Source organism: Mangrovibacter phragmitis (genome assembly GCF_001655675.1).
GTDB classification, from domain to species: Bacteria; Pseudomonadota; Gammaproteobacteria; order Enterobacterales; family Enterobacteriaceae; genus Mangrovibacter; species Mangrovibacter phragmitis.
This window is the reverse complement of record NZ_LYRP01000043.1, coordinates 25201-38303: the sequence shown is the minus strand read 5'-3', so window position 1 is coordinate 38303 and position 13103 is coordinate 25201. Positions and strand designations below refer to the sequence as shown.

The following is a 13103-nucleotide window of genomic DNA, read 5'->3' as shown; positions in this document are numbered from 1 at the left end:
AAAGCAGTCTCAGGGGCGCTCTTTCGGTCGCCCCTGCTATTTTTAAAAAACACGGTAACAGGAACCCATCATGCAGTTTGACTGGAGCGCCATCTGGCCTGCCATACCCGCCTTAATGGAAGGCGCAAAATTAACATTGTGGATCTCCGTCCTCGGGTTAATTGGCGGCTTAATCATTGGCCTGGCAGCAGGTTTTGCCCGTACTTACGGCGGTAAAATCGCTAACCTCATCGCACTGGTATTCATTGAAGTTATTCGCGGTACGCCAATTGTCGTGCAAGTGATGTTTATCTACTTTGCACTACCAATGGCTTTCCAGGATTTGCGTATTGACCCCCTGACAGCAGCTGTTGTCACGATTATGATCAACTCCGGTGCCTATATTGCAGAAATCACCCGCGGTGCGGTGCTGTCTATTCATAAAGGCTTCCGTGAAGCAGGCCTGGCATTAGGTTTATCCCGCAGGGAAACCATTCGCTATGTCATTATGCCTCTGGCTTTACGCCGTATGTTGCCACCGTTGGGTAACCAGTGGATTATCAGCATTAAAGATACCTCACTGTTTATAGTCATTGGGGTAGCCGAACTGACCCGTCAGGGCCAGGAGATTATTGCCGGTAACTTCCGGGCACTGGAAATTTGGAGTGCTGTTGCGGTTATCTATCTCATCATTACTCTTGTTCTGAGCTTTATCCTGCGTCGCTTTGAGAAAAGGATGAAAATCCTGTGATTGAATTTAAGAATGTATCCAAGCATTTTGGGCAAACCCAGGTGCTGCATAATATCGATTTAAAAATTAACCAGGGTGAAGTGGTAGTTATCATTGGCCCGTCTGGTTCTGGCAAATCCACCTTGCTGCGTTGCATTAACAAACTGGAAGAGATAACCAGCGGCGAGCTGTTTGTTGATGGCCTGAAGGTTAATGATCCCAAAGTAGACGAACGCCTGATTCGCCAGGAAGCCGGAATGGTGTTCCAGCAGTTCTACCTGTTCCCACAATTAACTGCGCTGGAAAACGTGATGTTTGGCCCAACCCGGGTACGCGGTATGTCCAAACCAGACGCTGAAGCGCTGGCAAAAGACTTGCTGGCGAAAGTAGGGCTGGCAGAACGGGCGCATCATTACCCGTCTGAGCTGTCTGGCGGCCAACAACAACGTGTTGCCATTGCCCGGGCACTGGCAGTTAAACCGAAAATGATGCTGTTTGATGAACCCACCTCTGCACTGGATCCTGAATTACGCCATGAAGTGCTTAAAGTAATGCAGGACCTGGCAGAAGAAGGTATGACGATGGTTATCGTTACACACGAAGTTGGGTTTGCAGAAAAAGTCGCCTCACGCCTGATCTTTATTGATAAAGGTCGTATTGCAGAAGACGGCAATCCACAAGAGCTTATTGAAAACCCACCAAGCCAGCGTTTGCAGGAGTTTCTGCAACACGTTTCCTGAATTCAGTATACTGAGAGCAAAAGGGCGGGCCACGACTGGCTCTGCCCTTTTTAGTTATTTAACCCATTTCTTCGCCCAGGCAAGCCGTTCTTCCGGTGACAGATAGCTCCAGGCAATGAAACGGCTCTGCTTTTGCCCTTGTGACATAGGCTGTTTCACCACCATAGCCACACCAGCTTCACGCAAAGCATGCTCAATGCTGCGCATATGTTCTGCTTTAGATACCAGCGAAGTAAACCATAACACCTGGCGGGCAATAGTGCGGCTCTCCACCACCATCTGGCGAATAAAGGCCAGTTCTCCCCCTTCGCACCATAACTCACTGTGCTGCCCACCAAAGTTGAGTGCAGGTGTGGCATCGTTAAGCCCCAGGTTTTTGCGTTTGCGGGTATTACCTTCCAGTGCCTCCTGAGCGGAGGCATGAAAAGGCGGGTTACATAACGTGGCATCAAAACGGTCAGTTTTCGTAACTACCCCGGCGAAAATAGCACCTGGTGTTTTTTGGCGGCGCAAACGAATCCTGGTACTCAGCCCGGGGTTTGCCTGAATTATCTGTTGGGCGTGGCTCAGCGCTTCTTTACTCACATCCGTTCCGGTAAAACGCCAGCCATACTCATGCTGCCCAATCAGCGGGTAAATACAATTCGCCCCGGTACCAATATCCAGAAGACTGGCTGAGTGCGGTATCCCCTGTTTACCTGTCTGAGCCAGTAAATCAGCCAGATGATGGATATAATCAGCCCGGCCAGGCACTGGTGGGCACAGAAAACCCTCAGGAATATTCCAGTGCTGAATGCCGTAATCCGCCGCCAGCAATGCACGGTTAAGCATTTTAACCGCTTCAGGGTCCGCGAAATTCACGGTTTTCTCCCCGCGAAGTGAAAGTATTACTTTATTCCCCAGTTCAGGCAGCGCCTGAACCAGACGGTCAAAATCATAACGCCCCTGGTGGCGGTTACGCGGGTGCAACTGCGTTTTTTCAGCAATCTGTTTCATCCTGGCTCCTTGTGTCCGGGCGCGTAAGATACGCGTTCAGCATAACAAGGTAAAGTGCAAGCCATATACCTTGTGCTAGCCTGTTGGTTACCTGTTATTAACTGGCTGCAAAAAAATGACCACTGAGTACTACTATTATGAGCCTGAACGGGGACATGGTTTGCCCCATAATCCACTGAACGCGATTATTGGCCCCCGCCCAATTGGCTGGATTTCATCAGTCAATGAACAAGGGGTTGCCAACCTTGCCCCTTACAGTTTTTTCAATTGCTTCAACTACCAGCCACCCATTATTGGATTCGCCAGTTCCGGGTGGAAAAACAGCGTGGAAAATATTACCCGTACTGGCTACTTTGCCTGGAACCTGGTCACTCGCGAGCTTGCCAGTGCCATGAATGAAACATCAGCATCTGTTGCTGCAGGAGTGGATGAATTCGCGCTTGCCGGGTTAACTCCGGCGGCTTCCCGCAAAATACCCGTCCCCCGTGTCAGTGAAAGCCCGGTCAATTTTGAATGCAAACTGACACAGTGCATTCAGCTCACTAATGCCGCAGAAGAAAAGCTAAATACCTGGCTGGTATTAGGCGAAGTTGTCGCAGTACATATTGCCACTCACCTGCTGGAAGACGGGGTTTACCAGACGGCAAAAGCCCACCCGGTTATGCGGGCTGGTGGCCCCAGTGCTTACTACGGGATTGATGAGTCACTAAGATTTGATCTTATCCGGCCCGATGACCGCAGATAATCTTTTATCACAAACAACCAGATTCAATTATTTTGAATAACTACAACAAGGTTTTTACATAGCCGCCAGGCGGGAAAGACTGAGATAATAGCGCCAACAGAGTAAGACAAGACATAAAAAGACGTACCTGCACGGAACCACCCTGTTTCACCGGATGGTGTCCACCATCGCTATTTTTGTACAGAACGTTGTTGAGGCCGGCTCTTCACGAGCCGGCCTCAATTTATATGGAATGCCTGAAACCCACCCTGTGGGTTGTACTTCTCTGTGTTATTTACCCTTGCTTTTGCCTGAATATCAGGCTCAGCCACCGCCATACCTGCCACTATTTTGCCTGAAACCGGGTGTTGTGGCCGGGCCACACGCGGTGGCTTTTTTATGCTTACACTGCACTAAATTAATTGCCTCACCCGTTGTAAACCCTCTTCCAGCGTTGAGACTTCTGCTGCCGCCAGTAAACAACATGCCAACTGAATCTGAATAGATTCCGGCACCGGCTCTTCACCGCGCAAGCAGCGTGTTAACCACTCAACAGTCAGTTGAGGGTCTTTGCCAGAAGGGAAAACCGGCGCCGGGCTGACTTCTGCCTGACGGCTATAAACCACCTGCTCACCTGCTGCATTCACCCAGTTTATTTGCGGACAACGTAATGGGTTGGCGTACACTTCCCCTTCAGTTCCATGCATAACCAGCGCCTGGCCACCCACTGACTGGAAAAACTGGCTTACGCGGGATAAATATTCCGGGTGCGATACACTCGAGAGCCGTAATGCTGCATTTTCCGGAAAAGGTGTCAGCAACTTTGCCAGCGTGTGAGCACTGTTACGCACGCCCATCCGCCAGCGCAGTGCCAGTTGAACAGCCAGTGGCGGGCACAATGCACTGACAGGTATATAAACAGGTTTATTGCCTTCCAGCGCCGCCTGAGCCTTGCCGCATGAATGCACCGCCTCGATACCCATCATAGCAAACAGCGTTTCTGTGATTACCCTGCCCGGATCATCACTCACACCATGGACCACAACCGGGAAACCCAGCCGGGAAAGTAACAATGCCAGTAGCGGTGTCAGGTTCGGTAACTTACGTGCGCCGTTATAACTGGGAATAACGACAGGCATTGGCCTGCCAGCCGGGGCTGAAAGCTGCATTGTATGCGCGCGCGTAGCCTGATAAAAACCCTGCATTTCGCTTTCGCCTTCCCCTTTCACACGCAACGCAATTAATACCCCGCCCAGTTCCAGGTCGGGAACTTCTCCGCGTAACATGCTGGCATATAATGCCTGAGCGGTTGCGCAGTCCAGATCCCGGGCATGATTTTTACCCCGGCCAATTTCTTTGATAATTTTACGGTAATCCATACTTTACTCTCTGCCTCGTTTTTCCCGAGCCTGGCGAGGTGAGCGCCTGCGTTTTTTTTCCGGGTTGTCCGGTTTTGCAGAGCGAAGAACCGCTGGTAGCTCAGGCTGGCTAATAGGAAATACAGGTAACGCATCCAGCAACCTTTTACCATAGTTTTTTGTCAACAAACGCCGGTCATAAATCACCACTTCTCCCCAGCAGCTGTGGCTACGAATCAGGCGACCCACTTGCTGAATCAGTGTGAAAGAGGCACCTGGCAGGCTTTGCACATCAAACGGGTAGCGTTTCAGGCTTTTCAGCCACTCCCCTTCGGTAATCACCACCGGACTGTCCACAGGGGGAAATGCAATTTTATGGATATGAACCTGGCTTAACAGTTCACCTTTCAAATCGAGGCCTTCGGCGAAAGACTGCAACCCAACCAGCACACTGGTTTCCCCCTGGCTTACACGCTTACGGTGAAGTTCAACCAGCCGGTAACGGGGCTGATCCCCCTGCACCAGTAACACCAGGCGCAGATCCTGTACAGCTTCAAGAAAAATATTCATTGCACGCCCACTGGCAAATAGCACCAGCATCCCTTTGTGCTTGCCTGCTTTGAGCTGCTCACGGAAAAAAGCCGCCATTTCGGCAATATGCTGACGCTCTGTTGCCGGCTGAGGATCGGTTTGCATTTGTGGGATCACAATGCTCCCCTGCTCAACGTGGTTAAAAGGGGAATCCAGCGTAACGAAGGTATCACCCCGTTTTTCATGTAACCCGGTGAGCTCCTGAATACGGGTATAACTGTTCAGAGAACGCAATGTGGCCGAAGTCACCACAATATGGGGAATTTGCCGCCACAGCAGACGCTCAAGTTGATCGCTGACACGAATACCAACACAGTGGAAAAACAGGTGAGCCTGACCATCCTGAAAAGTACGGGTAAACCATTTTGATACTGGCGCTCCGGAGGCCTTTTCCATTGCAGCCAGCCGCCACAATTTACTCTGCGCCTCAAAGTGACCAAAAGCCCGGTTGGTTTGCAGAATCAGGCGGTGCAACCGCACAATATCATGCTGCCCGGTGCGTTCACTTAAATCATTCAGGAAGGATTCGGCAAGGCCACGCAGCGCATCCGTCAGTTTTGCCAGGCGTTCGCAATGAGCCATGATATCTTCAGGCAAAACCCCCATGGGGAAACGGTAATCACCTTCTTCTGTGGCTGGCAGCACCAAATCAAATTGTGCAACCAGTCCGGCAAGATGTTCAGTGATTTCTTCACAATGGTTTGCCAGGCGCTCCGGTGTTGCCAGGGGAGGAACCGTTTTAGGGCGAAACTGTTCCAGGCAGGTGTTGACCAGTTTGCAAAATAAGTCCAGTTGCAGGCGGCTCCAGCCAGGCGTGATTTCAGCACTCATTTCCAGTGCATCACGGGCAACTTCTGGTATATGGTGGCCTTCATCCAGCACCAGTAGCAAGTTATCTGGCTCTGGTAATACAGATTCACTCTCCATTGCCGCCAACACCAGCGCATGGTTCGCCACCACCACTTCAGCTTCACGAATTTCACGGCGGGCCACAAAGAAAGGGCACTCCCGGTACCAATGGCAGTTGCTGCCAAGACAACTGGCGCGGTCTGTGCTCAGGCGCGCCCATAACCCGTCATCAATAACTTTATCAGTGTGGTCACGCAGGCCATCCCAACTGTAGCTGTCGAGGTCTTTTTTTAATGCCACACAGCGCTGTTGTTCCGCTTTATTTTTCGGTGTGAGGTCATCATCAAGAAACGCCAGCAGATCCCCCTGGCTACTGTTATCGCTGGCGAGCGCTGCCAGGTTTCGCGGGCAAACATAGCGCCCACGACCAAAAGCGGCGGTATAACGTAATTCGGGGATAATCTTGCTGAGAAGAGGGAGATCTTTACTGTAGATCTGATCCTGTAACGCGACGTTCGCAGTACTGACCACCAGCGTTTTTTTTTCGTCCCGGGCAAGGGCAATACCCGGAATCAGATAGGAGAGCGTTTTACCTACACCGGTAGGCGCTTCAATAACCAAATGCCGGCCGCTGTCACCCGCCAGGTTTTTTGCCACTTCGGCAATCATGTGCCGTTGGGGAGGACGGGGGATAAAATCGGGGATTTGTTGTTGCAGCGCTTTGTACCATGCGGCAATTTGCGCCTTTTGTGCCGCGGATAAGGCCATTGCAGTTCCTGTACTGTATAAACAACCACTATTGTGGCATTTTTTCGTGGCTGGCTGAACTGCTTTTTGGGGCAAAATAGTTTACTGGAAGAGAGCCGGCAATTCTGTGCACCAGAATTACCGGAGCTGGCCAACAGGCAGGAAGTTAACTGGATGGCTGGGCAGGTTTACACCAGCCCGCCAGGCTACTACTGGCTGTTACTGCCATTCTCTTTTCTGGGGGCACGCGAACGGCGAGGTTTTGCCGGGCGTTTTTCCGGTTTGCCACTGGCATTTTCAGGCCGGGTATTGCTGTTTTCTGGCCGGGAGGTGCGTTTCTTTGCCGGAGCCCCGGCTGAAGGCCGGCTACCGCGCCCTTGTCCGGCGCCACGGCGGCCACGCGACTGGCGGTCTTCCACCGGTTCCGCTTTGATAGACGGATCTGGCTCATAGCCGTCAATCGCCATACGCGGTATTGGGCGTTTGAGTAAACGCTCAATATCTTTTAACAGTTTGTGTTCGTCCACACACACCAGTGACACAGCCTGCCCGGTTGCTGCCGCGCGCCCGGTACGCCCAATACGGTGGACATAGTCTTCCGGTACATTTGGCAGCTCGTAGTTAACCACATAAGGCAGTGATTCAATATCAATACCGCGTGCAGCAATGTCTGTCGCCACCAGTGCACGAATCGCGCCGGATTTAAAATCGGCCAGAGCACGGGTACGGGCTCCCTGGCTTTTATTACCATGAATAGCCGCAGCGCTAATACCGTCTTTATTCAATTGCTCTGCAAGGTGGTTGGCACCGTATTTGGTGCGGGTGAAGATCAGTACCTGCTGCCAGTTATCTTTGCCAATAAGGTGAGACAACAATTCACGCTTACGTTTTTTATCAACCAGATGCACATATTGTGTCACCTGCTCTGAAGGTGCATTACGGCGTGCAACCTCAATCACTTCCGGGTTTTTGAGGAGCCCGGATGCCAGGTGTTTAATCTCATCGGAGAAGGTTGCAGAAAACAGCAAGTTCTGGCGTTTTGCCGGTAGTTTTGCCAACACACGGCGAATATCATGGATAAAGCCCATATCCAGCATGCGGTCTGCTTCATCCAGCACCAGCACTTCAACTTTATCCAGGCTGACTGCATTCTGGTGCACCAGATCCAGCAAGCGCCCAGGGGTGGCAACCAGAATGTCTACGCCACCACGCAGCTTCATCATTTGTGGGTTAATGCTGACACCACCATAAACCACCAGTGAACGCAGTTTCAGGTGGCTGCTGTAAGCACGCACATTTTCCCAAACCTGTGCAGCAAGCTCACGGGTTGGCGTAAGAATCAGAGCCCGGACAGGGCGTTTGCCACTGACCGTATGCGGCGACTGAGACAACTTCTGCAACAATGGCAGGGTAAACCCGGCGGTTTTCCCGGTCCCGGTCTGCGCGCTGGCCATTAAGTCGCGTCCGGCAAGCACTGCCGGAATCGCCTGTTGTTGAATGGGGGTTGGCTCGCTATACCCCTGTTCAGCTACTGCCTGTAAAATTGCCGGATTTAACCCGAGTGATTCAAAAGACATAACAACTCCTCACTCACCCTGCCCGCAGTTTACGGCGTAGTTCCCAGGGATCGTCGTTTTAATGGCAAGGAGGACCCTTAGCCAAACAACAGTGACACAACCACAGTGTCATGAAGCGGCGGAGTGTAACAGCTTTTCCATTGCACTGCATAAATTCCCGCGAACAGAAATTTCTGCAAAATAATACGCTGCCAGTAGCCATATACCAAAAGCTGGCATAGACTTAATCAAATGATTGATTAAGTTTCACTGACTCTGGTGATGAATACGATGAATACGCCCGTCACCTCTCGGGGTGAACTCGCTAAAAACCAATTAATTACTGCCGCAATAGCTCAATTTGGTGAGTTTGGTTTGCATGCAACCACACGCGACATTGCAACGCAGGCCAGCCAAAATATTGCCGCCATTACTTACTATTTTGGTTCAAAAGAAGAACTGTATATGGCCTGTGCGCAATGGATAGCTGATTTTATCAGCCATAATTTCCAGCCACATGTCGCTTCCGCTGTGCAGCTACTTTCCCGCAAACAGCCAGACAAAACAGCAGTACGCGAGTTAATTCACCTGGCCTGCGGCCATATGTGCAAATTACTGACCTCAGATGAAACACTCAACCTGAGTAAATTTATTTCCCGCGAACAACTTTCCCCCACAGCCGCTTACACACTGATTCATGACCAGGTTATTGCTCCCATGCACGATCACCTGTGTGCATTAATCGCCTGTTACTGTGGGCGTGACCCACTGGACACCGAAACCATTTTACATACCCACGCATTGCTGGGTGAGATCCTCGCCTTTCGTCTCGGGCGCGAAACCATTTTACTACGCATGGGCTGGACACAATTTGATAATCAAAAAGTTGGTCTGATTAGCAACGTTATCGCATCGCATATTGATTTTATTTTATACGGACTGTCTCAACACTGAGGAACGCTGGCATGAAACACCGCAAGCCACTGATTGCAATTGTGATTTTATTCATTCTTGTTGTAGCTGGTGCCGGTGTCTGGTGGTACCAACAACACCAGGATAACACACTGACACTCTACGGCAATGTCGATATTCGAACAGTGAATATGAGCTTTCGTGTCGGAGGGCGTCTTGAAGAACTGAATGTAGACGAAGGCGATAAAATCACAGCAGGCGAAACACTCGGTATGCTGGATAAAAAACCTTACACCATTGCGCTGGCACAGGCCCAGGCTAATGAAGACGCCGCACAGGCGAAATATGACCTGGTGATGGCAGGCTACCGTAGCGAAGAAATCGCCCAGGCCGCTGCCGCAGTGAAACAGGCCCAGGCCGCCGCCCAGTACGCTACCCGTTACTATCAACGCCAGCAGGCATTATGGCAACAGCGGGTCAACTCCGCCGATGATTTAGCCAATGCCCGCTCGGCAAGTATTCAGGCTCAGGCCAACCTGAAATCCGCAGAAGATAAACTCAGCCAGTACAAAGCGGGTAATCGTCCGCAGGAAATTGCTGAAGCCAAAGCCAGTCTGGAGCAAGCCCAGGCGGCCCTGGCTCAGGCGCAACTGGATTTAAACGATACCGACCTGACTGCTCCATCAAGTGGTACTCTGCTGACACGCGCAGTAGAACCCGGCACGATGTTAAGTGCTGGCAGTACTGTGCTGACGTTGTCATTAACCCGCCCGGTTTGGGTGCGCGCTTATGTAGACGAAAAAAATCTCGGCCAGGCAGTGCCCGGGCGTAATGTACTGATTTATATCGATGGCCGCCCCGGTAACCCGTGGAAAGGCAAAATTGGTTTTGTCTCACCCACAGCAGAATTTACCCCGAAAACCGTCGAAACGCCGGACCTGCGCACCGACCTGGTTTACCGTCTGCGTATTATTGTTACCCACCCCGATGACACGCTACGCCAGGGAATGCCGGTGACCATTCGGTTTGAAGGAGAGCAGTAATGAGCCAGGCGGCGACAATAAGGCTGGAGAATGTCGTCAAACATTTTCGTGGGCTCAACCGTCCTGCCGTTGCCAGCCTGAATACGGTAATTACAGCAGGTGCTGTCACTGGCCTGGTCGGCCCCGATGGTGCCGGTAAAACAACATTAATGCGTATGCTGGCAGGCTTATTGACACCGAGTGAAGGCAGGATTGAGGTACTGGGCCTTGACCCTATTCGTGACGATACACAGTTACACAGCATGCTGGGCTATATGCCACAGAAATTTGGCCTGTACGAAGATTTAACGGTGATGGAAAACCTGAACCTGTACGCCGATTTGCGCAGTGTTCGTGGCAAGCTACGTCAGCAAGTATTTAATCAGCTTCTGGAATTTACCGACCTGGGGCCATTTACCAAACGCCTGGCAGGGAAATTATCAGGTGGGATGAAGCAAAAGCTGGGGTTAGCCTGCACCCTGGTCGGCCAGCCCAGTGTCTTGTTGCTGGATGAACCCGGCGTGGGGGTTGACCCTATTTCACGGCGGGAATTGTGGCGTATGGTCCATGAACTGGCGAATGACGGCATGCTGATTTTATGGAGCACATCCTACCTGGATGAAGCGGAACAGTGCCGGGAAGTGTTGTTGATGAATGAAGGTGAACGCCTTTACCAGGGCGCGCCTGATGAACTCACTCAACAAATCGCCGGGCGCACCTGGCTTGTTACCAGCCCGGAAGGGAAAAATCGCCCACTGCTTCAGCATGCTCTGCGCCAGCCTTGCGTGAGCGACGGAATGATTCAGGGTCATTCGGTTCGCCTGATTGTTAATTCCTCTTCAGCCATTGCCGGGCTTGCAGCCAGCCTGTCATTACCCGAAAGCTGTTTTCGGGAAACACAGCCACGTTTTGAAGACGCTTTTATTGACTTGTTAGGCGGGACCAAAACCCGTGAATCCCCGCTGGGCGCGATTTTGCATCAGGTTGAAGGCAATAAAGGGGAAACCGTAATTGAAGCCCGTGACTTGACCAAAAAATTTGGTGATTTTGCAGCGACGGACCATGTTGACTTCGCTGTAAAACGCGGTGAAATCTTCGGCCTGCTGGGGCCAAATGGTGCCGGGAAATCCACAACATTTAAGATGATGTGTGGCTTGCTGGTTCCCACCGATGGCCAGGCACTGGTGCTTAATATGGACTTAAAAACCAGTTCAGGGAAAGCCCGCCAGCACCTGGGCTATATGGCGCAAAAATTTTCGCTGTATGGCAATCTGACAGTAACCCAAAACCTGCGTTTCTTCGCCGGGATCTACGGTTTACGCGGCGTGCGCCAGCAAGAAAAGATCCAACGCATGACTGATGCCTTCAACCTCCAGTCCGTGGCGAATCAGGCAACTGACGCCCTGCCATTGGGGTTTAAACAACGCCTTGCGCTGGCCTGCTCATTAATGCATGAACCGGACATTCTGTTTCTTGATGAACCGACATCGGGTGTTGACCCCCTGACCCGCCGCGAATTCTGGTTGCACATTAACAGTATGGTGGAGCGCGGCGTCACCGTGATGGTGACGACTCACTTTATGGATGAAGCCGAGTATTGCGACCGTATCGGGCTGGTTTATCGTGGTAAGTTAATCGCCAGTGGTTCGCCTGATGCGCTGAAAGCCAGTGCAGCCAACGACGAAATGGCCGATCCGACTATGGAACAGGCCTTTATTCAACTGATTCACCAGTGGGACAAGGAGCATGCCAGTGGCCACCAATAGCATCCTTTCCTGGCATCGCGTAAGAGCGCTGTGCATTAAAGAAACCCGCCAGATTATTCGCGATCCGAGTAGCTGGCTGATTGCGGTGGTCATTCCGTTGATGCTGCTGTTTATCTTCGGCTATGGCATAAACCTGGATTCCAGCCGGTTACATGTGGGTGTGTTGCTGGATCAGCAAAGTGAGGAAGCACTCTCTTTTGCTCACACTGTCAGTGCTTCGCCTTTCATTGCCCCGACAATTAGCGATAATCGCCAGCATTTGGTTGACCTGATGCAGGCCGGGAGAATACGCGGCATCATTACCATTCCGGTCAACTTTGCGGAGCAAATGGCCCGCAATGGCGATACTGCCCCAATTCAGGTGATAACGGATGGCAGTGAACCCAATACCGCCAACTTTGTGCAGGCCTATGCTCAGGGTATCTGGCAAATCTGGCAGCAACAACGTGCTGAAGACCGTGGTGAATCATTCCAACCCCTGATTGATGTACAAACCCGCTACTGGTTCAACCCGGCAGCTATCAGCCGCCATTTTATAATTCCCGGTGCCATTACCATTATCATGACAGTTATTGGCGCTATCCTCACTTCACTGGTGATTGCCCGTGAGTGGGAGCGCGGCACCATGGAAGCGCTGTTGTCCACCGAAGTAACCCGCACGGAGTTACTACTGTGTAAACTGGTTCCCTATTACTTTCTCGGCATGCTGGCTATGCTGCTGTGTATGCTGGTGTCGGTATTTATTCTGGGTGTTCCCTGGCGTGGTTCGCTGCTGATTTTATTTCTTATCTCCAGCCTGTTTTTGCTCAGCACGCTGGGTATGGGCCTGCTGATTTCCACACTGACACGTAACCAGTTTAATGCCGCGCAAGTTGCGCTGAACGCTGCTTTTTTGCCTTCAATTATGTTGTCCGGTTTTATATTCCAGATAGACAGTATGCCCGCCATTATCCGTATCGTGACCTACATTATCCCGGCCCGTTACTTTGTCAGTACCCTGCAAACACTGTTTCTCGCGGGCAATATCACTTCAGTTCTGGTGGTCAATGTGCTGTTTTTAATTGCCTCTGCGGTACTGTTTATTGGGCTGACCATGTTGAAAACCAGCCGCCGGCTCGACAGGGAGTAACACG

The 13103-nt window shown here is 51.4% G+C and carries 11 protein-coding genes; 7 read left to right on the top strand and 4 right to left on the bottom strand.

Translation table 11 applies throughout. From position 1 onward, the window contains the following. The first annotated feature begins 70 nt into the window (after positions 1-70). Together glnP and glnQ are read left to right on the top strand one after the other, a co-directional pair. Positions 71-730 (top strand): glutamine ABC transporter permease GlnP, encoded by a 660-nt coding sequence (gene glnP, locus A9B99_RS17835; RefSeq protein WP_064599857.1) that lies wholly within the window; start codon positions 71-73, stop codon positions 728-730. Then, complete coding sequence (glnQ, locus tag A9B99_RS17830; protein ID WP_064599856.1) at positions 727-1449, top strand: glutamine ABC transporter ATP-binding protein GlnQ; 723 nt, start codon at positions 727-729, stop codon at positions 1447-1449. Before glnP ends, glnQ begins: the two co-directional genes overlap by 4 nt. 54 nt (positions 1450-1503) lie before the next feature. Here the strand turns inward: glnQ and rlmF are convergent, their stop codons facing one another. Next, positions 1504-2445 carry a 23S rRNA (adenine(1618)-N(6))-methyltransferase RlmF gene (rlmF, locus tag A9B99_RS17825; RefSeq protein WP_064599854.1) on the bottom strand — a complete coding sequence of 314 codons (942 nt, stop codon included), beginning with the start codon at positions 2443-2445 and terminating at the stop codon, positions 1504-1506. Between the two features lie 115 nt (positions 2446-2560). Between rlmF and A9B99_RS17820 the strand changes: the two genes are divergently transcribed. Next, on the top strand, positions 2561-3190 hold the full coding sequence (locus tag A9B99_RS17820) for a flavin reductase family protein (protein WP_064599852.1): 630 nt from the start codon (positions 2561-2563) through the stop codon (positions 3188-3190). Between the two features lie 392 nt (positions 3191-3582). Here the strand turns inward: A9B99_RS17820 and ybiB are convergent, their stop codons facing one another. The 3 genes from ybiB to rhlE all read right to left on the bottom strand — a co-directional run bounded on the left by ybiB (position 3583) and on the right by rhlE (position 8291). Continuing rightward, positions 3583-4548 carry a DNA-binding protein YbiB gene (gene ybiB / locus A9B99_RS17815; protein ID WP_064599850.1) on the bottom strand — a complete coding sequence of 322 codons (966 nt, stop codon included), beginning with the start codon at positions 4546-4548 and terminating at the stop codon, positions 3583-3585. 3 nt (positions 4549-4551) lie between these two features. Next, positions 4552-6735 carry an ATP-dependent DNA helicase DinG gene (gene dinG, locus A9B99_RS17810; protein ID WP_064599848.1) on the bottom strand — a complete coding sequence of 728 codons (2184 nt, stop codon included), beginning with the start codon at positions 6733-6735 and terminating at the stop codon, positions 4552-4554. Between the two features lie 188 nt (positions 6736-6923). Next, positions 6924-8291, bottom strand: coding sequence for an ATP-dependent RNA helicase RhlE (gene rhlE / locus A9B99_RS17805; RefSeq protein WP_064599846.1), 1368 nt, complete (start codon positions 8289-8291; stop codon positions 6924-6926). A 261-nt stretch (positions 8292-8552) separates the two neighbouring features. Here rhlE and cecR point away from each other — a divergent pair, with 261 nt between their 5' ends. Genes cecR through A9B99_RS17785 form a run of 4 tightly spaced genes read left to right on the top strand, consistent with a single transcriptional unit; the run spans position 8553 to position 13099 of the window. Continuing rightward, the gene (gene cecR / locus A9B99_RS17800; RefSeq protein ID WP_064599844.1) at positions 8553-9224 is read left to right on the top strand and encodes a transcriptional regulator CecR; all 672 of its coding nucleotides are present in this window, start codon (positions 8553-8555) and stop codon (positions 9222-9224) included. Positions 9225-9235: 11 nt separating this feature from the next. Then, positions 9236-10225: a secretion protein HlyD gene (gene hlyD, locus A9B99_RS17795; RefSeq protein WP_064599842.1), complete on the top strand. Its 990-nt coding sequence runs from the start codon at positions 9236-9238 to the stop codon at positions 10223-10225. Further along, a complete protein-coding gene (locus A9B99_RS17790) occupies positions 10225-11970 on the top strand; it encodes an ATP-binding cassette domain-containing protein (RefSeq protein WP_064599840.1) in 1746 nt (581 codons plus the stop codon). Before hlyD ends, A9B99_RS17790 begins: the two co-directional genes overlap by 1 nt. Continuing rightward, complete coding sequence (locus A9B99_RS17785) at positions 11957-13099, top strand: ABC transporter permease (protein ID WP_231889213.1); 1143 nt, start codon at positions 11957-11959, stop codon at positions 13097-13099. The genes A9B99_RS17790 and A9B99_RS17785 overlap by 14 nt, the downstream gene beginning before the upstream one ends. The last annotated feature ends 4 nt before the right edge of the window (positions 13100-13103 follow it).

Coding starts and splice junctions, on each gene's coding strand:
- glnP (WP_064599857.1), top strand. CDS start 71: ATGCAGTTTGACTGGAGCGCCATCTGGCCTGCCATACCCGCCTTAATG.
- cecR (WP_064599844.1), top strand. CDS start 8,553: ATGAATACGATGAATACGCCCGTCACCTCTCGGGGTGAACTCGCTAAA.
- A9B99_RS17820 (WP_064599852.1), top strand. CDS start 2,561: ATGACCACTGAGTACTACTATTATGAGCCTGAACGGGGACATGGTTTG.
- ybiB (WP_064599850.1), bottom strand. CDS start 4,548: ATGGATTACCGTAAAATTATCAAAGAAATTGGCCGGGGTAAAAATCAT.
- dinG (WP_064599848.1), bottom strand. CDS start 6,735: ATGGCCTTATCCGCGGCACAAAAGGCGCAAATTGCCGCATGGTACAAA.
- rlmF (WP_064599854.1), bottom strand. CDS start 2,445: ATGAAACAGATTGCTGAAAAAACGCAGTTGCACCCGCGTAACCGCCAC.
- hlyD (WP_064599842.1), top strand. CDS start 9,236: ATGAAACACCGCAAGCCACTGATTGCAATTGTGATTTTATTCATTCTT.
- A9B99_RS17790 (WP_064599840.1), top strand. CDS start 10,225: ATGAGCCAGGCGGCGACAATAAGGCTGGAGAATGTCGTCAAACATTTT.
- rhlE (WP_064599846.1), bottom strand. CDS start 8,291: ATGTCTTTTGAATCACTCGGGTTAAATCCGGCAATTTTACAGGCAGTA.